The 21,526-nt window shown below is 32.4% G+C and carries 20 protein-coding genes; 18 read left to right on the top strand and 2 right to left on the bottom strand.

Annotation, left to right across the window (positions count from 1 at the left end; all coding sequences use genetic code 11):
- Positions 1-57 precede the first annotated feature (57 nt).
- From ACR9ES_RS03860 to ACR9ES_RS03835, 6 genes are all read left to right on the top strand, one after another.
- Complete coding sequence (locus ACR9ES_RS03860) at positions 58-1,446, top strand: S1C family serine protease (protein ID WP_435255173.1); 1,389 nt, start codon at positions 58-60, stop codon at positions 1,444-1,446.
- Between the two features lie 135 nt (positions 1,447-1,581).
- Positions 1,582-3,024, top strand: coding sequence for a glyceraldehyde-3-phosphate dehydrogenase (locus ACR9ES_RS03855; RefSeq protein WP_435255172.1), 1,443 nt, complete (start codon positions 1,582-1,584; stop codon positions 3,022-3,024).
- Between the two features lie 100 nt (positions 3,025-3,124).
- Positions 3,125-3,487: a hypothetical protein gene (locus ACR9ES_RS03850; protein WP_435255171.1), complete on the top strand. Its 363-nt coding sequence runs from the start codon at positions 3,125-3,127 to the stop codon at positions 3,485-3,487.
- Positions 3,488-3,616: 129 nt separating this feature from the next.
- The gene (locus ACR9ES_RS03845) at positions 3,617-4,180 is read left to right on the top strand and encodes a hypothetical protein (RefSeq protein WP_435255170.1); all 564 of its coding nucleotides are present in this window, start codon (positions 3,617-3,619) and stop codon (positions 4,178-4,180) included.
- A gap of 4 nt (positions 4,181-4,184) precedes the next feature.
- Complete coding sequence (gene ligA / locus ACR9ES_RS03840; protein ID WP_435255169.1) at positions 4,185-6,182, top strand: NAD-dependent DNA ligase LigA; 1,998 nt, start codon at positions 4,185-4,187, stop codon at positions 6,180-6,182.
- A gap of 155 nt (positions 6,183-6,337) precedes the next feature.
- Positions 6,338-6,994 (top strand): lysoplasmalogenase, encoded by a 657-nt coding sequence (locus tag ACR9ES_RS03835; RefSeq protein WP_435255168.1) that lies wholly within the window; start codon positions 6,338-6,340, stop codon positions 6,992-6,994.
- Between the two features lie 165 nt (positions 6,995-7,159).
- Here ACR9ES_RS03835 and ACR9ES_RS03830 read toward each other — a convergent pair whose 3' ends face one another.
- Positions 7,160-7,330: a hypothetical protein gene (locus ACR9ES_RS03830; protein ID WP_435255167.1), complete on the bottom strand. Its 171-nt coding sequence runs from the start codon at positions 7,328-7,330 to the stop codon at positions 7,160-7,162.
- 121 nt (positions 7,331-7,451) lie between these two features.
- Between ACR9ES_RS03830 and ACR9ES_RS03825 the strand changes: the two genes are divergently transcribed.
- The 12 genes from ACR9ES_RS03825 (at position 7,452) to ACR9ES_RS03770 (ending at position 18,537) form a co-directional block, all read left to right on the top strand.
- Positions 7,452-8,525, top strand: coding sequence for an esterase-like activity of phytase family protein (locus ACR9ES_RS03825; protein WP_435255166.1), 1,074 nt, complete (start codon positions 7,452-7,454; stop codon positions 8,523-8,525).
- Positions 8,526-8,553: 28 nt separating this feature from the next.
- Positions 8,554-9,066 carry a DUF6913 domain-containing protein gene (locus ACR9ES_RS03820; protein WP_435255165.1) on the top strand — a complete coding sequence of 171 codons (513 nt, stop codon included), beginning with the start codon at positions 8,554-8,556 and terminating at the stop codon, positions 9,064-9,066.
- Positions 9,066-9,941 (top strand): 4-hydroxy-tetrahydrodipicolinate synthase, encoded by an 876-nt coding sequence (gene dapA, locus ACR9ES_RS03815; RefSeq protein ID WP_435255164.1) that lies wholly within the window; start codon positions 9,066-9,068, stop codon positions 9,939-9,941. The genes ACR9ES_RS03820 and dapA overlap by 1 nt, the downstream gene beginning before the upstream one ends.
- Before the next feature lie 106 nt (positions 9,942-10,047).
- Complete coding sequence (locus ACR9ES_RS03810; RefSeq protein ID WP_274634735.1) at positions 10,048-10,563, top strand: ferritin; 516 nt, start codon at positions 10,048-10,050, stop codon at positions 10,561-10,563.
- Positions 10,564-10,694: 131 nt separating this feature from the next.
- Positions 10,695-11,507 carry an outer membrane protein assembly factor BamD gene (locus tag ACR9ES_RS03805; RefSeq protein ID WP_435255163.1) on the top strand — a complete coding sequence of 271 codons (813 nt, stop codon included), beginning with the start codon at positions 10,695-10,697 and terminating at the stop codon, positions 11,505-11,507.
- 3 nt (positions 11,508-11,510) lie between these two features.
- The gene (locus ACR9ES_RS03800) at positions 11,511-11,831 is read left to right on the top strand and encodes a DNA-directed RNA polymerase subunit omega (protein WP_099216414.1); all 321 of its coding nucleotides are present in this window, start codon (positions 11,511-11,513) and stop codon (positions 11,829-11,831) included.
- Between the two features lies 1 nt (position 11,832).
- A complete protein-coding gene (gene coaBC, locus ACR9ES_RS03795; protein WP_435255162.1) occupies positions 11,833-13,044 on the top strand; it encodes a bifunctional phosphopantothenoylcysteine decarboxylase/phosphopantothenate--cysteine ligase CoaBC in 1,212 nt (403 codons plus the stop codon).
- Positions 13,037-13,927 (top strand): DUF4835 family protein, encoded by an 891-nt coding sequence (locus tag ACR9ES_RS03790; protein ID WP_435255161.1) that lies wholly within the window; start codon positions 13,037-13,039, stop codon positions 13,925-13,927. The genes coaBC and ACR9ES_RS03790 overlap by 8 nt, the downstream gene beginning before the upstream one ends.
- Before the next feature lie 102 nt (positions 13,928-14,029).
- Complete coding sequence (gene recN, locus ACR9ES_RS03785; protein ID WP_435255160.1) at positions 14,030-15,682, top strand: DNA repair protein RecN; 1,653 nt, start codon at positions 14,030-14,032, stop codon at positions 15,680-15,682.
- A gap of 51 nt (positions 15,683-15,733) precedes the next feature.
- A complete protein-coding gene (locus ACR9ES_RS03780) occupies positions 15,734-16,546 on the top strand; it encodes an enoyl-ACP reductase FabI (protein WP_274634730.1) in 813 nt (270 codons plus the stop codon).
- Between the two features lie 258 nt (positions 16,547-16,804).
- Complete coding sequence (locus tag ACR9ES_RS03775) at positions 16,805-17,584, top strand: DUF3050 domain-containing protein (protein ID WP_435255159.1); 780 nt, start codon at positions 16,805-16,807, stop codon at positions 17,582-17,584.
- Positions 17,584-18,537, top strand: a complete 954-nt coding sequence (locus ACR9ES_RS03770) for a glycosyltransferase (RefSeq protein WP_435255158.1) — start codon at positions 17,584-17,586, stop codon at positions 18,535-18,537. The genes ACR9ES_RS03775 and ACR9ES_RS03770 overlap by 1 nt, the downstream gene beginning before the upstream one ends.
- Positions 18,538-18,586: 49 nt before the next feature.
- Here the strand turns inward: ACR9ES_RS03770 and ACR9ES_RS03765 are convergent, their stop codons facing one another.
- Positions 18,587-21,415 carry a M16 family metallopeptidase gene (locus tag ACR9ES_RS03765; RefSeq protein ID WP_435255157.1) on the bottom strand — a complete coding sequence of 943 codons (2,829 nt, stop codon included), beginning with the start codon at positions 21,413-21,415 and terminating at the stop codon, positions 18,587-18,589.
- Positions 21,416-21,526: the final 111 nt, after the last annotated feature.

Below are 21,526 nucleotides of genomic sequence, written 5' to 3'. Positions count from 1 at the left end.
CACATTTACTTAAAATGTTAAAATTGATATATTTGAAATATAAAATTTTGTAAGCATATGAAGAAAATATTTGGAACTTTAGGAATTGCAATCTTAGGAGGAGCAATAGCACTTGCAGGATATAAAACATTGATTGATGAACCGCAAGTAGTTGTAGAGAAAGTAGTAGAACCAACAATGCAAACTGTTAAAGCAAGTTATACGCCAACAGTGATAAACTCATCATCAACCCCGACTGATTTTACCGAGGCAGCCGATAAAACGGTGCATGCAGTAGTGCATGTTAAGAATACATCGATACGAACACAGCAAAATCCGTTAGCAGAATTGTTTTATGGTAGAGGAAGTGGAACCAGAAAGTACGAGCAAGTAGGCACAGGAAGTGGAGTAATTATTTCTCCTGACGGATATATTGTAACCAATAACCATGTAATTGAAGGAGCAAACGATATAGAAATTACGTTAAACAATCAGAAAAAGTTAAAAGCTACGTTAATTGGAGCAGACAAAGCAAATGATATAGCTTTGTTGAAAGTAGAAGCTGATATTGAATTGCCAAATTTACCTTTCGGAAATTCAGATAACATGAAGGTCGGAGAATGGGTATTGGCAGTTGGAAATCCGTATAATTTAACATCTACGGTAACTGCAGGTATTGTAAGTGCAACAGGACGAGATTTAAACGGAAATACGAATATTGATTCGTTTATTCAAACAGATGCAGCGGTAAATCCAGGAAACAGTGGTGGAGCTTTGGTAAATACACGTGGTGAATTAATCGGAATAAACACGGCAATTTCATCAAGAACTGGTTCGTTTATTGGATATTCGTTTGCGGTACCATCAAACATTGCTAAAAAAATTGTAGATGATTTGTTAGAGTTTGGAATGGTGCAGCAAGCTGTTTTAGGAATTGGTGTTGATACAGAAGCAAACGATATTGAAGGGGTTAAAATCAAAGATATATACGATGAAGGAGGTGCTAAAAAAGCTGGATTAAAAGAAGGAGATATCATAACGAAAGTAAACAACGTGAAAATCACCAAGTTTTCAGACTTAAAAGGTCAGTTAACAGCAAAAAGACCAGGAGAATACGTAAATGTAATAATCGATAGAGATGGAGAAGAACTTACTAAGGTCGTTAAGTTAACTAAGCTTATAAAATTACCAGTAAGTAAAGTTTTACAAACCGAGTTTGAAGATATTACAAACGATGATAAAAAGAAGTTTAAAATTGAAAGCGGTGCTAAGATTAAAAGAACTGAGAATATAGCATTTAAGCAGTTTGATGTAGGAGAAGGGTATATTTTGACTAAAATTAACGGAAAGAAGGTTCCTGATGCAAAAGAAGCAGCAAGTATGTTAGACAAAACTTACGGTAGTGGTAATAGACTTTTGTTAGAAATGATTAGTCCTTCCGGTCAAATAGAAAGATTTAGATATTAATAGAATAATATTTTTATAAAGAAAGCCTTGTTAAAATCACTTTAACAGGGCTTTTTCTTTTGAAAAACCAATCAAAAATCAAGAAGAAATACCTATTTTTGCACAAATTTTTTAATTTTTAGTTAACACACAACTATGTCAACAATAACAAATTACGAAAAAGAAGTAGTAAATCAAGCGCAAGTTCGAAGAGCTACTGTTGAGTTTATTAACATCGTAAACGATTTATGGTACGATAAATCTATCGAGTTAGTATTATTTAGAAACCCGTTAGTAGATAAAAGAGCTAGTGAGGTTTTAAACTTAATCAACTATGCTAAAGAGTTTGTAGCTAAGCCAATAACTATTGAAGATGCTTTAGAAATTGCGAAAGCTATTCAATCAATCGATTTGCCACCATCAAAATTAGATATAGGTAAATTAGCTTATGAATTTCACTTACAAGACGATGCTTCAGCAGACAAAATTGCTTTTGTAAAAGAGCAATTAAAAGATGCTACTGAGGCAGAAAATATCAAACCAAAAGATGTAGTATTATATGGTTTTGGTCGTATTGGTCGTTTATTAGCTCGCGAGTTAAGTAGCAAAATGGGTAAAGGTTCTCAATTACGTTTAAGAGCTGTAGTTACTCGTGGTAAAATAGACCAAACAGTTTTAGAAAAAAGAGCTTCATTATTAAGCGTAGATTCAGTTCACGGAGATTTCTTAGGTACTGTTCAGGTAGATGCTGATAACAATGCGTTAATCATTAACGGAACTACTGTTTATATGATTTCAGCTAATCAACCAGAAGATATCGATTATACTGAATACGGAATTAATGACGCGTTAATTATAGATAATACAGGTGCTTTTAGAGATGAAGAAGCGTTAAGCCGTCACTTAAAAGCTAACGGAGCTAGTAAAGTATTATTAACTGCACCAGGTGGTGGTGTGCCTAACATCGTTCATGGTGTTAACCACGAAGAGAACAACCCAGATAATATCGATATTTTCTCTGCGGCTTCTTGTACTACGAACGCTATTACTCCAGTATTAAAAGTATTAGAAGACAACTTTGGAATTAAAAAAGGACACTTAGAAACGATCCACGCATATACTAACGATCAAAACTTGGTTGATAACATGCACAGTAAATACCGTAGAGGTAGAGCAGCAGCTTTAAACATGGTAATTACTGAAACAGGTGCAGGAAAAGCAGTAGCAAAAGCGTTACCAGCATTAGCAGGTAAATTAACGTCAAGCGCTATTCGTGTACCAGTACCAAACGGATCGTTAGCAATCTTAAACTTACAATTAAACTCTCCAGCTACAGTTGAGTCTGTAAACGCTATTATGAAGAAATATGCGTTAGAAGGAGATTTAGTAGAGCAAATTCAATACTCATTAAGCAACGAATTAGTTTCTTCTGATATTGTAGGAACAACAGCCCCATCTATCTTTGATAGTAAAGCTACTATTGCAGATGGTGATACAATCGTAATTTACGTATGGTATGATAATGAATACGGATACTCTCACCAAGTAATGCGTTTAGCTAAGCACATCGCTAAAGTACGTCGTTATACTTACTATTAATAGAAAGTAAATAAATAGATAAATTTAGCCGAAGCCTTTAAAGCTTCGGCTTTTTTTATTATTTTTGAATAAGAATAAATCCCTTAAAATGTCCCCTAAAATGAAAAAGATAGTTGTACTACTATTCTTAACACTTGGTGCTACTTCACTAAGTTATTCTCAAGAGTTAAATACGTTAATTACAGGTAAATGGTTTGTAGATTCAATGAAAGTTGGAAACGAAGTTTGTGAATTTAAAGAAGGATCAAGCTGGTTAGAGTTTTCTTCTGAAGGAAAATATGAAATCATGATGAATGCTCAAAAAGAAGAAGGAAGCTGGAAGCTACTTAAAGAGAAAAATGAATTAGAGTTTGATAAAAAAAGCTTTGATGAAAACTTAAAAATTGAAAAAATAACTGAAACAGAATTGTTAGTTTCAGCAAAAGACGAAGATATTATCTATACGATGTCGTTAAAAAGGTAAACAATAATAGTTAGTTTTTTTAACAGCCGAGGTAAGGGATTACCTCGGTTTTTTTATTTTTAATTGATAGGAGTTTACTTCTAGTTCTCATAAATCTTTTCCTTAAATTAGCGTTTAAAAATAAATTTAATGAGATCAATACTTACTCCTATATTATTATTGTTTGCCGCAATAACAACCAATTCACAAAACAAATTACCTTATTACGAAATACCTAAAGAGGCAGAGGAGTTTACAGCAGGAACTGTTGTGAGTAGAATGATAGACGGATTAGGATTTCGTTATTATTGGGCTACAGATGGTTTAACTGAAGAAGATTTAGAATACAAGCCAAGTAGAGAAGCAAAAACAGCAGGAGAAACAATAGATCATGTGTTAAGCTTGTCGATAGTAATTAAAAATGCAGCATTAAAGGTTCCGCATAAAGAAGTAAAATCAGAAATGACATTTGCTGAAAAGAGAAAAGCAACCTTAGAAAATTTAAAGTTAGCAAGCGATATTTTTAGAAAAAGTACAGATGTATCGCAACACAAAATAATTTTTGGAGAAAAAGAACATCCGTTATGGAATGCTATTAACGGACCTATTGCCGATGCTACATGGCATGCAGGACAATTAGCTTCGTTTAGACGTGCATCAGGAAATCCAATCAACTCAAAAATCAATCATTTTACAGGTACCGTTAGACAATAATTTAATGACAGTTCAAGAAAAGATACAACAGTTAAGAGAAGAGCTACATCAACATAATCATAGTTATTATGTGTTGGATAAACCAACTATTTCAGATTATGAATTTGATATCAAATTAAAAGAACTTCAACAGTTAGAAGACGAAAATCCAGAGTTTTTTGATCCAAATTCACCAACACAACGAGTTGGAGGAGAAATAACTAAAAATTTTGAAACAGTTACTCATAAACATAGGATGTACTCGTTGGATAACTCGTATTCTAAGGAGGATTTGTTAGATTGGGAAAAGCGCGTTCAAAAGATCTTAGGAACTGATCAAATTGAATATACGTGTGAGTTAAAATATGATGGAGCCTCTATTAATCTTACATATGAGAACGGTGAGTTTGTACAAGCGGTAACACGAGGAGATGGTTTTCAAGGAGATAATGTAACTACGAATATTCGTACTATAAAATCAATTCCATTATCATTAAACTCTGATTTTGTTCATGATTTTGAGATGCGAGGAGAAATCATCTTACCGTTAGACGGATTCAATAAGATGAATGAAGAGAGAGCAGCAAATGATGAAGAACCGTATAGAAATCCTCGTAATACTGCTAGTGGAAGTTTAAAACTGCAAGATAGTGCAGAAGTAGCGAAGCGCCCGTTAGATTGTTTGTTGTATCAGTTAGTAACCCGAGAGCGTAAATATGCTTCACATTTTGAAAGTTTAGAAGCTGCTAGAAAAGTTGGATTTAAAGTTCCAGACACAATTGTTTTAGCAAAGTCGATAGAAGAAGTGTTAGACTTTGTAAACGAATGGGATGTAAAACGCCACAGCTTACCTTATGAAACGGATGGGGTTGTGGTAAAAGTAAATTCATTTCAGCAACAAGACGAACTAGGATATACTTCAAAAGCACCTCGTTGGGCAATCGCCTATAAGTTTAAAGCGGAACAAGTTTCAACGGTATTAAATGAAATTACGTACCAAGTAGGGCGTACAGGAGCAATAACTCCTGTTGCAAACTTAGAACCTGTGCAGTTAGCAGGAACAATTGTAAAAAGAGCTTCATTACACAACGCTGATCAAATTGAAAAATTAGATGTACGAGTAGGAGATACTGTTTTTGTTGAAAAAGGAGGAGAAATTATTCCGAAGATTGTAGGTGTTGATTTAACAAAACGTCCAGTAGATTCTGTTCCTACGCAATACGCAACGCATTGCCCTGAATGTCATACTGAATTGGTGAGAACAGAGGGTGATGCAAAACATTATTGTCCGAATGAATTTGGTTGTGCACCACAAATTACAGGAAGAATCAAGCATTTTATCAGTAGGAAAGCTATGGATATTGATGGATTAGGTGGAGAAACGGTTGATTTATTGCGCAAAGAAGGATTGATAAAGAATTATGCAGATTTGTACGATTTAAAGGTAGAACAAGTAGTTCCGTTAGAGCGAATGGCTGAAAAATCTGCGCAAAATATGATTGAAGGAATTGAAAAATCGAAAGAAATTCCGTTTGAAAAAGTATTATTTGCTTTAGGAATTCGATTTGTGGGAGAAACCGTAGCGAAGAAACTTGCAAAACATTTTAAGTCAATCGATAATTTAATGAATGCCGATTTTGAAACACTTGTTGCAGTTGACGAAATTGGTGATAGAATAGCACAAAGTATTATTGACTTTTCAAATGATTTAGGAAATATAGAATTGATAAATCGATTAAAATCATACGGAGTTCAGCTAGAAGTTTCTGCTGAGAGCTTAGAAGGACAAACAGATAAGTTAGCAGGAAAAGTTTTTGTGGTTTCAGGAGTATTTCATCAAATGAGTAGAAATGAACTCAAAAAAGCGATTGAAGATAACGGAGGAAAAGTATCGAGTTCAATTTCTAAAAAAACAACTTATATTGTAGCAGGTGATAATATGGGGCCAAGTAAACTTACAAAAGCTGAAAGTTTAGGAATTCCAATTATTTCTGAACAAGATTTTATTGATATGATTGGATAGTTTTAGACAGTAGACGGTAAAGTTTATTTGTTTATGGGTTTAACTGTTTATAAAGTTCAAAAGTGAAAAGTGAAAAATATTATGAGATTATTTGTGATGTAAGTGTAGAAAGAACAAATTTAAACATCTAACATCTAACATCTAACACCTGAAAAATGACTAAACAAACTAAAATTACCATAGCTTCCATAGTGTTTTTATTGGTTGCTATTGCTGATGTATATGGAGTAATAACTCAAAACCAAACCATCGAAATGATTTTTAAACCGTTGCTAATGACAACACTTGCAGTAGTGTATTTAGTATCGGTAAAAAAGCCAAGTTTTTGGTTGTTGTCAGCGTTGTTTTTCTCTTTTTGGGGAGATGTATTTCTATTAGATAAAGAGAAATTGTTTGTGTTTGGTTTAGGGGCTTTTTTAGTAGCGCATATCATCTACATTAAAATCACTGCGAGTTTTTTACATAATGATTCAGCAACAAAAATTATAACCTCTGCAATTCCGTTTGTGTTATTATTTACAGGATTGTTAGGATTGATTTATGACAATTTAGGTGATATGTTATTGCCAGTAATTGTATACGGAATTACAATTTCAACTTTTGGTACTGCGGCATTGTTACATTATCGTCAGCAAAAAACAACTTCGAGTTCTTGGTTATTACTGGGAGCTATTTTGTTTATAGCATCAGATAGTTTAATTGCGTTAAACAACTTTTATACGCCAAAACACTTATTTAATATTGCCATTATAGTATTGTATATCGTTTCTCAATACTTAATTGTTAAGGCAATGATAGCTAAAGAGAGTTAATCTAAATTTTTAAAAAAGGAATGCTTTTTCGATAGGAAAACAATAAAATCAATCCTAAAATTAAAGTAACAATGGCGCTAGTAAATAAAATGCCCCCGTCACCATTATGTTCAATACCTATAATAGTTAAGAGACTCATAATTGCACCAAACATTAAACCTAGGGTTAGTAAAGCACCCAACCAGTTTTTTTAGGAGTAAATAAAAGTACAGAAGGAATTAACTCTAAAACACCTGTACTTATTCTCATGTAAGCTTCGTTATTTCCTGCTATTTTGGTAAATAAATCAATGCTTTCTTGTGCTCCAGTGAATTTGAAAAATAATGTTTGAAGCATAATAATAGCAGCTATTAACTTTAAAATTAAAAGAGTATATTTTTTGGTTTGATAAAATCTATTAGGTTAGACGCTATAAATTTTAATGCTTACATAAACTAAAAACAATACTTTTGTAGGTATGAAAAAAATAGCAATAGCCTTGTCAGTTTTTGGTTTACTGGCGTGTAAACAACAAAGAATATCACTTAAGTTTTTAAATGAATACATAGTAAAAGATTCTTTACAGATTGATAATACCGTAATAGGAGGAATTTCAGGAATCGACTATTACAATAATCAATATTATATGGTTGTTGATGACGCGGCAAATCCAAGGATTTTGATAGGTGATATTGTTGTTAAAAATGATTCGATTCAATCGGTAAGTTTTGAAAAAGTTATTGTAGTTGATACTGTTAGTCAGTTTACTAAAAACCATGTGTTAGATTTAGAATCTATTTTTATTCAAGACGGAGTTCTTAATCTAACAAGTGAAGGTTCAATTCAGTATAAAAAAGATCCGAGTATTTTTCATATAGATACAAAAGGGAATTTTATAAATGAGGTAGTTATACCAAATTACTTCAAAGCCACTTCAGAAGCAAAACCTAAACATAATGGAGTTTTTGAAGGTTCATCAAAAAGTATTGATGATAAAGGTTTTTGGGTAGCAATGGAGGCTCCGTTAGAAGCAGATGGAGAAGAACCAACATTTCATGAAACTCAATCACCTGTTAGAATCACTTATTACGATAAGAACACAAAAGAAGCAACTAAACAGTATGCTTACCAATTAGAAAAGATTGATAAGCCTGCTAAAGGAAATGTGAATTTAAATGGAGTAACGGCTATTTTAGAGTATAAAAAAGATCATTTTTTTATCATTGAAAGAATTTATCAAAGTGGTTATGGAAGTCACGGAAATGTAGTTAGAATTTTTAAAGCTACGATTGATGATGCTTCAACAAATACGCTAGCTATAGAATCATTGAAAAATGAAAAATATACACCATTAAAAAAAGAGTTATTGCTAGATTTTAGCACTGTTGAAAATCAACTAACAGACGGAATTATAGATAATATAGAAGCAATTACTTTTGGTCCAACCTTAGCAAACGGAAATAAATCGTTAATTCTAGCTTCAGATGACAACTTTCAAGTGTATGGTAAACAATTGAATCAGTTTTTATTGATAGAAATTGAAGAGAAATAAATAAATTAGCTACCCCTAATTTTCATACATGATAAATACATTAAAAAGTAAATCTATTCAAAAAGAATACGATAAGTTAATAGCTAAACAAGGCAAGAAATCACACAAGAGTTCACAGGTTAAAAAAGTAGCTGTTTTGTTAGATAATGAGGCTTTAGTTAATGTTGTGTTAGCAAATTTAGCAAACAACTTTCCGTTTAAAAAAGAAGATATTGCGGTATTGGTATTTAGAGAATATTCTAAGAAAGATGAGCCTTCATCACAGTTTTTTACTGAAAAAGATTTAGGATTTAAAGCGAGTTTAAAATCCGACAATTTGAAAGATTTCGTTAAAAATGATTACGACTTACTTATAAACTATACAAAAACCTCCAACTTATTAACGAATGTAATAACTTTGTTGTCGCAAGCAGATTTAAAAGCTGGTTTTGCTGAAATTGATGACAGGTTATACGATATTGTTGTGTCTGACGAAGGTTTTAATGAAGCAGTTTTAAATCAAGAGTTAAAAAAATATCTAACGATTTTAAATAAAATATAATGCAAAAGTTTGTAGGAACAGGAGTGGCTTTGGTAACTCCTTTTAACGAAGATTTAAGTGTAGATTTTGATGCGCTTAGAAAGTTAGTAAACTATAATATTGAAAACGGTACAAACTACTTAGTAATAAATGGAACTACTGGAGAGAGTGCAACCATTACTAAGGAAGAAAAATTAGAAGTAATAAAGGTTGTAATTGAAGAAAACAATAGCCGTTTACCTTTAGTTTTAGGAGTTGGAGGAAACAACACGCAAACAGTTGTAGAAGAATTACAAACGTTAGATTTAAATGGTATCGATGGAATTTTATCGGTAGCACCATATTACAGCAAGCCAACTCAAGAAGGTTTTTATCAGCATTATAAAGCAGTTTCTTTAGCAAGTCCTAAACCAATTATTTTATATAATGTTCCTGGAAGAACGGCAAAAAATATGGAACCAGCGACTACTTTACGATTGGCAAGAGACTTCGAAAATATCGTTGCTGTTAAAGAGGCAGGAAACAACCAACAACAGTATTATGAGTTGTTAAAAGATAAACCAGAAGATTTTTTAGTAATTTCTGGGGATGATGATTTAGCTTTAGGTGTAGCTTTAGCTGGAGGATCAGGAGTTATTTCTGTAATCGGACAAGCATTACCAAAAGAGTTTTCAAAAATGATTCAATTAGGATTAGAAGGAAAAGCTAAAGAAGCGTATGAAATACATTATCAATTAATGGATATTATAGGCTTAATCTTTGCTGAAAACAATCCAGCAGGAATCAAAGCAGTATTACAAAAATTAGGAATTTGTTTAGACGAAGTGCGTTTACCGTTGGTAAAAGCTTCAGAAGAATTACAAACTGAAATCTCAGATTTTATTGACAAGATGTAACTTTTCTAAATAAAATTTAAAAATACAAAAGACTACAATTTCGTTATTGTGGTCTTTTTTTAGCATCTTTGTATAAAGATTACAGATTACAATTAAAACAGAAAATATGTTATCAAAAGTAATAGAGAAAGCATTAAACGATCAGATAAGAGTAGAAGCAGAGTCTTCACAAATATATTTAGCAATGGCATGTTGGGCAGAAATTCAAGGTTTTGAAGGTGTTGCGCAATTTATGTATGCACATTCTGATGAAGAGCGTATGCACATGTTAAAGTTAGTAAAGTTTGTAAATGAACGAGGAGGACACGCACATGTTTCAGAATTAAAAGAACCACCAGCAAAATTTGGATCTTTTAAAGATATGTTTCAAACATTATTTGATCATGAAGTAATGGTGTCGCAATCAATTAATGATTTAGTACATATAACCTTACAAGAAAAAGACTATGCTACACATAATTTCTTACAATGGTATGTGTCTGAACAAATTGAAGAAGAGGCTTTAGCACGTAATATTTTAGATAAAATTAATTTAATTGGAGACGATAAAGGAGGTCTGTATTTGTTTGATAATGATGTGAAGCAAATTGTAGCACAAACATCAGCTGCAGCTCAGCAATAAGATTAACAAACATTTAGTAACTTTTTTGAAAAATTATAAGAGATTTTATAGTTTCTTGTAAAACTCTATTTTAGAGTAAAAAATCGTTTTAATAATCCATAATTAATCACTAATTTTGCCAGATGCAAAAAATGAAAAATCTAGCGTATATTGTTGTGATGCTTTTAGTACTAACTTCATGTGGAGAGTATCAAAAAGTATTAAATAAAGGAACTGTAGAAGATCAATACAAAATGGCTGTAAAAATGTACGAAGCACAAAAGTACGGAAAGGCCTTACGATTGTTTGAGAAAATTGTACCTTCATACAGAGGAAAACCTCAAATGGAGCGCATTCAATTTATGATAGCACAATCTAATTTTAATGAGAAAAACTACAGTTTAGCTGGTTATTATTTTAATAGATTTACAGGGAATTACCCAAAGAGTTCTAAGAAAGAAGAAGCCGCTTTTTTATCGGCATTAAGCTATTATAAAGCAGCTCCTAGTTTTAGTTTAGATCCAACAGATACAAACAAAGCATTAGAGTCTTTTCAGAAATTTATAGATGCTTATCCAGATTCAGACAAGCAAGAAGAGGCAAATAAATATTACACAGAGTTACGCTCTAAATTAGAAAAGAAATATTTCGAAATAGCAAAAACATATTATAAAACTGCAGATTATGATTCGAGAAATTACAAGGCGGCTATCGTTGCATTTGATAATTTATTAGAAGATTATTTAGGAACTAAGTATAAAGAAGAAGCTTTGTACTATCGTTTAAAAGCAGCGCATGATTTTGCAATGAAGAGTACGCAACGTAGAAAAGCAGAAAGAATAAAAGAAGCAGTAAAAGCGTACGACAAGCTTAAAAGAAACTTCCCAGAATCAAAATTCATGGAAGAGTCAAACGAAATGTTAGCAACATTAAACAAAGAACAAGAACAATTAGTTAAAGGTTAAAAAATGGATTATAAAGAAACGAAAGCGCCGTTAAGTACTATAACTTATAATAAAGAAGCTATCGAGGCTCCAACGCATAATATTTATGAAGCTATTTCTATTATAGCAAAGAGAGCTACACAAATTAATTCTGATTTAAAAAAGGAGTTAGTAGATAAGTTAGATGAGTTTGCTACTTATAACGATAGTTTAGAAGAAGTTTTTGAAAACAAAGAGCAAATTGAGGTTTCTAAATTTTACGAGCGTTTACCAAAACCACATGCTATAGCAGTAGAAGAGTGGTTAAATGGTAAAGTTTATTATAGAACTCCAGAGACAAAATAATATGTCTGTACTAAGCGGTAAAAAAGTTTTACTTGGTGTTACCGCCGGTATAGCGGCATACAAAACAGCGAACTTAGTTCGTTTATTTATAAAATCGGGCGCAGAAGTCAAAGTAATTATGACTCCTGCGTCTAAAGATTTTATAACACCTCTTACACTTTCCACCTTATCAAAAAATCCAGTTCATTCTACTTTTTACGATAAAGAAGATGAAAATGAATTGTGGAATAATCATGTAGATTTAGGTTTGTGGGCAGATTTAATGCTAATAGCACCAGCTACTGCAAATACCTTGTCTAAAATGACAAATGGTACTTGCGATAATTTATTATTAGCAACCTATTTGTCGGCAAAATGCCCAGTGTATTTTGCACCTGCGATGGATTTAGATATGTACCAACATCCATCAACAAAAACTAGTTTAGATAGCTTACAAAGTTTTGGGAATATCTTAATTCCTGCTACTTCGGGTGAATTAGCAAGTGGATTGGTAGGTGAAGGTCGTATGGCTGAACCTGAAGATATTGTTGATTTTATTGAGAAGGATATAGTATCTAAGTTACCACTTCGTGAAAAAAAAATATTAATTACCGCAGGACCAACCTATGAAGCGATAGATCCTGTTCGTTTTATTGGAAATCATTCTTCTGGTAAGATGGGGTTTGAAATTGCAAAAACAGCAGCTAACCTAGGAGCTGAGGTGTTTTTAATTGCGGGTCCATCACATCAACAAGTAAACCATTCATTTATTCATAGAATTGATGTAAAGTCAGCAGAAGACATGTATGACGCTTGTCATCAATATTATGCTGATGTAGATGTAGCAGTGTTATCTGCTGCAGTTGCCGATTACAGACCAAAAAATGTGGCAACTCAAAAAATAAAAAAGAAGGAAGCAACGTTAAGTATTGAGTTAGAACCAACTAAAGATATCCTAAAATCATTAGGAGAAATTAAGAAAAATCAGTTGTTAGTTGGGTTCGCCTTAGAAACGAACGATGAGGTACAAAACGCAAAAAGTAAGCTTACACGCAAAAATTTAGATTTTATTGTATTAAATTCGTTACGTGATGAAGGTGCTGGTTTTGCAACCGACACCAATAAAATTACAATTATTGATGCTGATTTGAACGAAAAATCATTCGGTTTGAAGTCAAAAAAAGAAGTATCAAAAGATATCGTTAACGAAATAATACAAAAATTAGATGCGTAAATTAGCCTTTATAGTTTTTCTTTTTTCAATTGTTTTTTCTTCTCATTCACAAGAATTAAATGCCACGGTAATTATCAATTCAGATAAAGTACAAAGCAGCAATAAACAAGTATATCAAACCTTACAAAAGGCGTTAACAGAGTTTATCAATGATAAACAGTGGACGAACCGAAACTTTAAACAGCAAGAGCGCATTAACTGTGCATTTAATATTATTATAAACGAACAAAACGGAAGTAACTTTTCAGGTACTTTACAAGTACAGTCCACACGACCAGTTTATAACTCTACCTATGCAACGCCAGTTTTAAATATTAACGACACGAATTTTAACTTTCGTTATAACGAGTTTGATCCGCTAATTTATAATCCAACAGTTTACGAGTCTAATTTAATTTCTATGATAGCTTTTTATGCGTATACGATCATAGGAGTAGATGCTGATACCTTTGCTTTAAAAGGAGGAGAAAGCTATTTAAAGCAAGCAGAAAGTATTATGTTGTTAGCACAATCTAGCGGAGAATCAGGGTGGCAAAATGAAGTTGGTAAGCAAAATCGTTTTGCTTTGATAGATAACTTGTTGTCTTCAAAGTTTAGCGCGCTACGTAGTATTTATTATAACTACCACCGTAATGGGTTTGATAACCTTGCAGATAATAAAAATTCAGCAAAAGAAGCTATAGAAAAAAGTGTTTTAGATTTAGATAAACTATTTAATATTGCTATAGGAAACTACATGATTCGTGTTTTTTTAGATGCAAAAGGAGATGAAATCGTAAATGTTTTTTCAGATGAAATTCCGTCTAAAAACCAACCACAAATGCTTACTGTTTTAAATAGAATTGCTCCGACCTATAAAAGCAGGTGGAAAAATATTAAGTAAGTAAAAGTTTATAAACTGTTGAAAATTCAATAGACTTCCTTAGTTTTTGGTCGATATAATTCAATCAAAATCCTTACTTTTATTCCTTTTAAAGAATAAAATTTGTTAACACATTTATCCATACAAAACTACGCGCTAATCAATCAGTTATCGATTGATTTTACAAAAGGTTTATCTATCATTACTGGTGAAACTGGAGCTGGAAAATCTATTTTATTAGGAGCTTTAGGTTTAGTAATGGGTAATCGTGCCGATTTATCTTCACTTAAAGACACTGAAAAAAAATGTGTAATTGAAGCACAATTTTCGGTTGAAGGCTATAATTTACAAGAATTGTTTGAAGAGTTAGATGTAGATTATGAAGTGGAGACGATTATTAGAAGAGAGATTTTACCTTCAGGAAAATCACGTGCTTTTGTAAACGATTCACCAGTAAACTTATCTGTACTATCAGCTTTAAAATCAAAGTTGATAGATATTCATTCGCAACATCAAACCTTGCAGTTATCGGACGAGAGTTTTCAGTTTTCTGTTATTGATGCTTTAGCAAAAAATCAAGCTAAAATAGCCTCTTATAAAAGAGGGGTACGTGCCTATAACAAATTAAAAAAGGAGTTAAAATTTCTTCAAGAAGAAACTGAAAAATCAAAAGAACAGTACGAATACAACTTACACTTGTTTAATGAACTAGAGGAAGCAAAATTACAAGTAGGTGAGCAAGAAGTTTTAGAAGAAAAGCTAGATAAATTAAATAATATTGAAGAGATAAAATTGAATTTATCGGAAGCTTTAGGTGTGTCAATAAATGAAGAAATTGGTCTTCAAACCTTATTACTTTCTCTAGAAAATAAACTACAGAAAATAAGCTCATATTCAAAACAATATGAAGAGTTAGCGAATCGTGTTACGAGTGTTAAAATTGAGCTAGACGATGTGGTTACTGAATTGGAAAGTGCGAATGAAGAGGTGGAGTTCAATCCAAATGAAATAGAAGAGTTGAATGATAGGTTACAATTAATTTATAACCTTCAAAAGAAGCATTCAGTAGCGACGATAACTGAGTTACAAGAAATCCATGAATCGTTAGCGGAAAAAGTAGCACAAGTTGAAGACGCTGGAGGATTGATTGGAAAAAAAGAAGCAGAGATTAAAGATGTAGCTAAGAAATTAGACGAAGTAGCCAATATGATTACTACATCGAGAAATAAAGTCATTCCAAAGTTGAAAAAAGAATTAGAATACCTTTTATCGGAATTAGGAATGCCAAATGCTCGTTTTGCTATCGAATTACAACCTTCTGAAGACTATTTATCTAACGGAAAAGATAATTTAGAGTTCTTGTTTTCTGCCAATAAAGGTGGAAATTTTGGTGAATTAAAGAAAGTAGCATCTGGTGGAGAATTGTCGCGAATTATGCTGTCCATCAAAAAAATATTATCAGAGAATATACAATTACCAACGATTATTTTTGATGAAATAGATACAGGAGTTTCAGGAGAGGTTTCTAACAAAATAGCAAAAATAATGCAGGATATGGGAGCGAATATGCAGGTAATAACTATTACACATTTGCCACAGATAGCTTCAAAAGGTGTGCAACACTATAAAGTATTTAAAGGGGAAGAGAAAGGAGTAACAACCTCTAATTTAAAGTTATTGTCAGATGACGAACGAATTAGAGAAATAGCTGAGATGTTAAGTGGAAAAGACGTTTCTGAAAGTGCTTTAACTCATGCAAAAGAATTATTAAATTAAGAGTATATTTGCTTTCTAAACAAACAACGATAGACTAAAATATTTTAAAATATGTATAATTTATTAAAAGGAAAAAAAGGAATTATTTTTGGAGCATTAGATGAAAATTCTATTGCATGGAAAGTTGCTGAACGTGCTCACGAAGAAGGGGCAGAGTTTGTATTAACCAACGCACCAATCGCTATGCGTATGGGAGGTATCAAAGATTTAGCAGCAAAAACCGGATCTGAAATTATTCCTGCTGACGCTACTTCTATGGACGATTTAAACAACTTAGTTGAAAAGTCTATGGAAATTTTAGGAGGTAAAATCGATTTCGTTTTACACTCAATCGGTATGTCAGTAAATGTACGTAAAGGAAAACACTATACAGATTCTAACTACGATTTTACAACGAAAGGATGGGACGTTTCTGCGGTATCTTTTCACAAGGTAATGAACGTTTTATACAACAAACAAGCCATGAACGAGTGGGGAAGTATTGTTGCATTAACGTATATGGCAGCACAACGTGTATTCCCAGATTACAACGATATGGCTGATAATAAAGCGTATTTAGAAAGTATTGCTCGTAGTTTTGGATATTTCTTTGGAAGAGACCACAAAGTACGTGTAAATACAATTTCTCAATCACCAACTCCAACAACAGCAGGTCAAGGGGTAAAAGGTTTTGACGGATTTATTTCATATGCTGAAAAAATGTCTCCACTAGGAAATGCCACAGCGTTAGAATGCGCAGATTATACAATCTCATTATTCTCTGACTTAACAAAGAAAGTAACGTTACAAAACTTATTCCACGATGGAGGTTTCTCTAACATGGGAGTAAGTGATGCAGTAATGGAAAGATTTACTGAAGAGTAAATTAACTTGTGCCTTGAGCGTAGTCGAAAGGTACTGAAAGAATATAAAATTAAATGCAAATCGTTAGATTTGCATTTTTTATTGAACTCATCTTTTCTTTTTGTTTTTAACCGAAAATGAGTTGAAATTTGTTCAGATAAGGCACTTTTTGAAAGATATAGCAAGACTATATGTAAAAAAAGTAACGAAATATGAGCAAATTTGAAACATTTTTTAGGAAATAGAAAAAGGGAAGATGAGTTCACTAATAGCTACAAAATGAACAATATTTTACAGATAGAAAAGGAGTTAGTACCGTTAAGGCAACAGTTAAAAGAACACGAATTATACAATTCTTTAAAGCATATTAATGATGTAAAACTATTTATGGAATCGCACGTGTTTGCTGTATGGGATTTTATGTCGTTGCTAAAAGCGTTACAGCGAGAGCTAACCTGTGTAACTTTACCTTGGTTACCTGCTGTAAATACCAAAACAGCGCGTTTTATTAATGAAATTGTGTTAGGTGAAGAAACAGATGAAAATGAATTAGGAGAGCCTAAAAGTCATTTTGAAATGTATATTGATGCGATGCGTCAAGCAGGAGCGAGTACTGTTCAAATTTCAAGTTTTATTTCAGATATTATTGATGGGAAACCTGTTGAATTAGCCATAGAAGATTGTTCTATAATTGATGAAGTAAAAGACTTTGTAAACTTTTCTTTTGAAGTTATCAAAACAGGACAACCACACATTATTGCATCAAGTTTTACTTTTGGTAGAGAAGATGTGATTCCTGATATGTTTTTAGAAATTGTAAAAAATACAGAAGAGAAAGAAGGAAGTTCATATAGTAAATTGACCTATTATTTGAATAGACACATTGAGCTAGATGGTGATGAACACGGACCGTTATCATTACAAATGATAGAAGAACTATGTGGTGAAGATCAGCAAAAGTGGGATGATGTGTTATATTACGCGAAAGAATCACTACAGAAAAGAATTCAGCTTTGGGATGGAATCGCTAAACAAATCAATCAAGCAGTTTTAGCGTAATGAGTTTACAATTTTCAATAATAGTACCTGTTTACAATCGACCACAAGAAATTGATGAGTTGCTGCAAAGCTTAACTAAACAAGATTTCCAAGACGGTTTTGAGGTACTAGTTGTTGAAGATGGTTCAGAAGACTCATCAGAAGAAATTGTAAAAAAGTACACTTCTGAACTTAACCTAAACTATTTTTATAAAGAAAATAGTGGAGCAGGAGCGAGTCGTAATTACGGAATGGAGCGAGCCTCAGGAAACTATTTTATTATTTTAGATTCTGATGTTATTGTTCCAGTAGAATATCTATCCGAAGTAAAAAAAGCATTAGAAGAAAATTATACCGATGCTTTTGGAGGTCCAGATGCAGCGCATCCTAATTTTACAGCTTTACAAAAAGCAATTAATTATTCGATGACTTCGGTATTAACTACAGGAGGAATTCGAGGTAAGAAGAAATCTGTAGGGAAATTTCAACCAAGAAGTTTTAATTTAGGGCTATCGCAGATAGCTTTTAGTAAGACAAAAGGTTTTAATAAACTCAAAGTTGGTGAAGATATCGATTTAACTTTTCGTTTGTGGGAAAATGATTTTGAAACGCAACTAATAACTAAAGCTTTTGTATATCATAAACGTAGGAGTACTATTAAACAGTTTTTTAAGCAGACTTTCGCTTTTGGTACAGCAAGACCTGTTTTAAATAAAATGTATCCTGAAACAGCTAAACTAACTTATTGGTTTCCGAGTTTGTTTATTATAGGAATTGATATTGCGATTATCGCAGTTTTCTTTGGATATTGGCAATTGTTGGCTTTTTACGGAATTTATTTTACTTGTATTTTTTTAGATTCTCTAATTCAAAATAAAAATCTACAAGTAGCTTTATTGAGTGTTGTTACAACTCTTACTCAGTTTTATGGCTACGGATTAGGTTTTTTAGAGTCTAGGCTTCTAAAAAAATAAAAGCTCCCAAATTTTTGAGAGCTTTTGTTAATTATAATTTTTTTTAAAATTATTTTTCAGGATTTAAAACTCCTAAGATATATCCGTTAGTTAAATATTTCTTAGCTACTTTTTGAATATCTTTTGTCGTTAAAGAATTTACACTCTTTTCAAAAGAAGCTACGTCTGAAACATCGTTGTTTTGGTAGTCTACATTTTTAATAGTACTTAACCAAAATTGATTCTTTTTAAGCTCTTCTTTGTAGTCAGCAATCATTCCTTTTTGAGCTTTCATTAAATCTTCTTTTGTAGGTCCATTTTTAACTACAGAAGCAACTTCAGCAACAGAAATGTTCTTTAATTTTTCAACATTTTCAGGTGCACAAGGGTATGCAATTGTAAAGTTATACCAACCGTAAGGCATTTTGTTTATGCTACCACGAGCACCAGCAGAATAAACACCACCTTCTTGCTCACGTAGTTTTTCAATTAACTTAATTCCTACAACTTCTCCTAAAACTTTAAAAGCTAAAGCATCTTTTTTGTTGTATTTTGCTTCTCCTTGGTAGGTAATACGAACGTTACTTTTAGGATCTTTTCCTTTTTCTACTATTTTAGTGTGTGAACCTGATAAAGGTCTGAAATCAGTAACATTATATTTTTCGTTTGAATTTTTCCCTGGCAAACCAGCAATATATTTAGTTGCGTATTCAGCAAGTTTCTTTTCATCAACATTTCCAACAAAATAGAAGTTAAAGTCTCCAGCATCTGCAAAACGCTCTTGATACTTTTTATATGCTAAGTTATAATCAGTAGCATCGTATTTTTCAGGAGAAGGAAAACCTGTATGACGAGGATCTTTTTCATGGATAAAATCACTCATTTCTTTTTGGAAGAAGAAATTAGGACTAGCCAATAAGTTTCCTAAAAAGCTTTTGTTTTTGTTGATGTATGAATTGAAAGCTTTATCATCTTTGTTTAAAGAGGTAAAGTACAAGTGTACCATTTGGAATAATTCTTCTAAATCTTTAGGTGTAGCAGAACCTCTAAAACCTTCACTTAATTCATAAATATATGGAGAGACATTTACAATTTTACCAGACATCATTTTAGATAAATCTGTTTTAGAGAAACCATTAATTCCTGCTTCAGAAAGTCCGCTATTTGCAAAAGCAGTAGCTTTTAATTCTTCATCAGAGTATAACGAAGTTCCACCGAAACTAAACGCTTCAAATAAAACTTCATCGTTTTTAAAGTCAGTTTTCTTATAAGTAATCTTAGCTCCGTTACTTAAAACCATCGTTTTTGTACCTAAATCTTTGTTTTCAGTAACCTTAGTAATAGTACCAGGAGTTGGTTGTTTTGTAATTAAAGAAGCAGCTACAGCTTTATCTTCATAAGGTTTTAACTCTTTAGTTTTAACGTTGTTTAAAGCATCTAATACCTGCTGTTCAGTTACTACTTTTTTAGGTCCAGTAATAACTACAACACGGTTATCATCATGTAAATAATTGTTAATTAGGTTGTTTATTTCTTCTAATTTTACAGAAGGTAATAATTTTTGATGAGTCTTATATCTCCATTCAATACCTGGAATTGGCTTTTGCTCTAAGAAATTGTTTACATATTGACCAATAATTCTGTTAGACTCTCTTTTGTCTTTATCTTTAAAAGACTTTTCCATGCGAGCACTAACGCTCATTTTTGCACGATCTAATTCTCCTTGTTGGAAACCGTATCTTTTAACACGTTCGCTTTCATCTAATAAAGCTTGTAATCCTTTTAATTGACCATCGGCACTTACACTTGCTCTTGATTGGTAAGCTTCTTTACCACGAGCCCAAGTTCCACCATGATAACTAAATCCGTAAACAAAAGGAGGGTTTTCGCTATTACGTAATTCCTCTAAACGATTATTAATCATTTGAGCAAAAAGCGATTGAACAATTGAATTTCTGTAATCAGCAACAGTTGTTTCTGGTTTTGCTTCATCATAATCTTTGTACATTAACTGTACACTCGCAAAAGGAGCTTCTTTATCAGCTTCAATCGCGATAAAAGTTTCCTTGTGATTTTTTAATGGAGCAACTTCTCTTTTGCGAGGATTTTTAACTGCAGGTATTTTACTAAAGTGTGATTTGATTTTTTCTTCTAAAACGTCAACACTTACATCACCAACAGCTACAACAGCCATTAAATCTGGACGATACCAGTCTTTGTGAAAACGACGAATACTTTCGTGTTTAAAATTTTCTATGTTTTCTTTAGTACCAATAGGTAATCTTTCAGCATATTTAGAACCATGCATTACCTTTGGTAAATACTTTTCTAACATACGGCTGTCAGCCCCTCTACGAGAACGGTATTCTTCTAAAACTACACCACGCTCTTCATCAATGTCTTTTCCTTCTAATAAAGCACCATGCGCCCAATCTTCAAGAATTTGAAATCCTTTTTCTAGTTTTTCTTGGTCATCACTTGGAATAGGCAAGATGTATACAGTTTCATCAAAACCTGTATAAGCGTTTAAGTGTGCTCCAAACTTTACTCCGATAGACTGTAAATAATCTACCAATTCGTTCTTTTTAAAGTTTTTGGTACCATTAAAGTTCATGTGTTCCATAAAGTGAGCCAATCCTAACTGGTCATCATCCTCTAAAATAGAACCTGCATTTACAACTAATCGTAATTCTACTTTGTTGGCTGGTTTCGGATTTTGTTTGATGTAGTAGGTCATTCCGTTTGATAGTTTTCCTATCTTAACTGAAGGATCAGTCGGAATGTTCATAGCAGTTACTTTTTCTTTTTTGTTTAGCTTTTGTTGTGTTTCTTTTAAAGCTTGACTATACCCCGTGGATATAATGAAGGCCAGGGATAGCCCTAATACTACTTTTTTCATAGTGAATGAATTTTTAATTTGAGAGCAATTTACAAGGAATTATTAATAAACTAAAGAATTAGTTATTTAAATTGTGTTAAAATAAAAAAGCTCCCAAATTTTTGAGAGCTT

Source organism: Tenacibaculum sp. A30, from assembly GCF_051200845.1.
Lineage (GTDB): Bacteria > Bacteroidota > Bacteroidia > Flavobacteriales > Flavobacteriaceae > Polaribacter.
This window is presented reverse-complemented; position numbering and strand designations above follow the sequence as displayed.

What these genes read in the sequence shown, in the direction of transcription:
- ACR9ES_RS03850 (WP_435255171.1), top strand. Translation starts at nt 3,125, where the DNA reads ATGAAAAAGATAGTTGTACTACTATTCTTAACACTTGGTGCTACTTCA.
- ACR9ES_RS03765 (WP_435255157.1), bottom strand. Translation starts at nt 21,415, where the DNA reads ATGAAAAAAGTAGTATTAGGGCTATCCCTGGCCTTCATTATATCCACG.
- dapA (WP_435255164.1), top strand. Translation starts at nt 9,066, where the DNA reads ATGCAAAAGTTTGTAGGAACAGGAGTGGCTTTGGTAACTCCTTTTAAC.
- ACR9ES_RS03860 (WP_435255173.1), top strand. Translation starts at nt 58, where the DNA reads ATGAAGAAAATATTTGGAACTTTAGGAATTGCAATCTTAGGAGGAGCA.
- ACR9ES_RS03845 (WP_435255170.1), top strand. Translation starts at nt 3,617, where the DNA reads ATGAGATCAATACTTACTCCTATATTATTATTGTTTGCCGCAATAACA.
- ACR9ES_RS03835 (WP_435255168.1), top strand. Translation starts at nt 6,338, where the DNA reads ATGACTAAACAAACTAAAATTACCATAGCTTCCATAGTGTTTTTATTG.
- ligA (WP_435255169.1), top strand. Translation starts at nt 4,185, where the DNA reads ATGACAGTTCAAGAAAAGATACAACAGTTAAGAGAAGAGCTACATCAA.
- ACR9ES_RS03830 (WP_435255167.1), bottom strand. Translation starts at nt 7,330, where the DNA reads ATGCTTCAAACATTATTTTTCAAATTCACTGGAGCACAAGAAAGCATT.
- ACR9ES_RS03800 (WP_099216414.1), top strand. Translation starts at nt 11,511, where the DNA reads ATGGATTATAAAGAAACGAAAGCGCCGTTAAGTACTATAACTTATAAT.
- ACR9ES_RS03805 (WP_435255163.1), top strand. Translation starts at nt 10,695, where the DNA reads ATGAAAAATCTAGCGTATATTGTTGTGATGCTTTTAGTACTAACTTCA.
- ACR9ES_RS03780 (WP_274634730.1), top strand. Translation starts at nt 15,734, where the DNA reads ATGTATAATTTATTAAAAGGAAAAAAAGGAATTATTTTTGGAGCATTA.
- coaBC (WP_435255162.1), top strand. Translation starts at nt 11,833, where the DNA reads ATGTCTGTACTAAGCGGTAAAAAAGTTTTACTTGGTGTTACCGCCGGT.
- ACR9ES_RS03810 (WP_274634735.1), top strand. Translation starts at nt 10,048, where the DNA reads ATGTTATCAAAAGTAATAGAGAAAGCATTAAACGATCAGATAAGAGTA.
- ACR9ES_RS03790 (WP_435255161.1), top strand. Translation starts at nt 13,037, where the DNA reads ATGCGTAAATTAGCCTTTATAGTTTTTCTTTTTTCAATTGTTTTTTCT.
- ACR9ES_RS03820 (WP_435255165.1), top strand. Translation starts at nt 8,554, where the DNA reads ATGATAAATACATTAAAAAGTAAATCTATTCAAAAAGAATACGATAAG.
- ACR9ES_RS03855 (WP_435255172.1), top strand. Translation starts at nt 1,582, where the DNA reads ATGTCAACAATAACAAATTACGAAAAAGAAGTAGTAAATCAAGCGCAA.
- ACR9ES_RS03825 (WP_435255166.1), top strand. Translation starts at nt 7,452, where the DNA reads ATGAAAAAAATAGCAATAGCCTTGTCAGTTTTTGGTTTACTGGCGTGT.
- ACR9ES_RS03770 (WP_435255158.1), top strand. Translation starts at nt 17,584, where the DNA reads ATGAGTTTACAATTTTCAATAATAGTACCTGTTTACAATCGACCACAA.
- ACR9ES_RS03775 (WP_435255159.1), top strand. Translation starts at nt 16,805, where the DNA reads ATGAACAATATTTTACAGATAGAAAAGGAGTTAGTACCGTTAAGGCAA.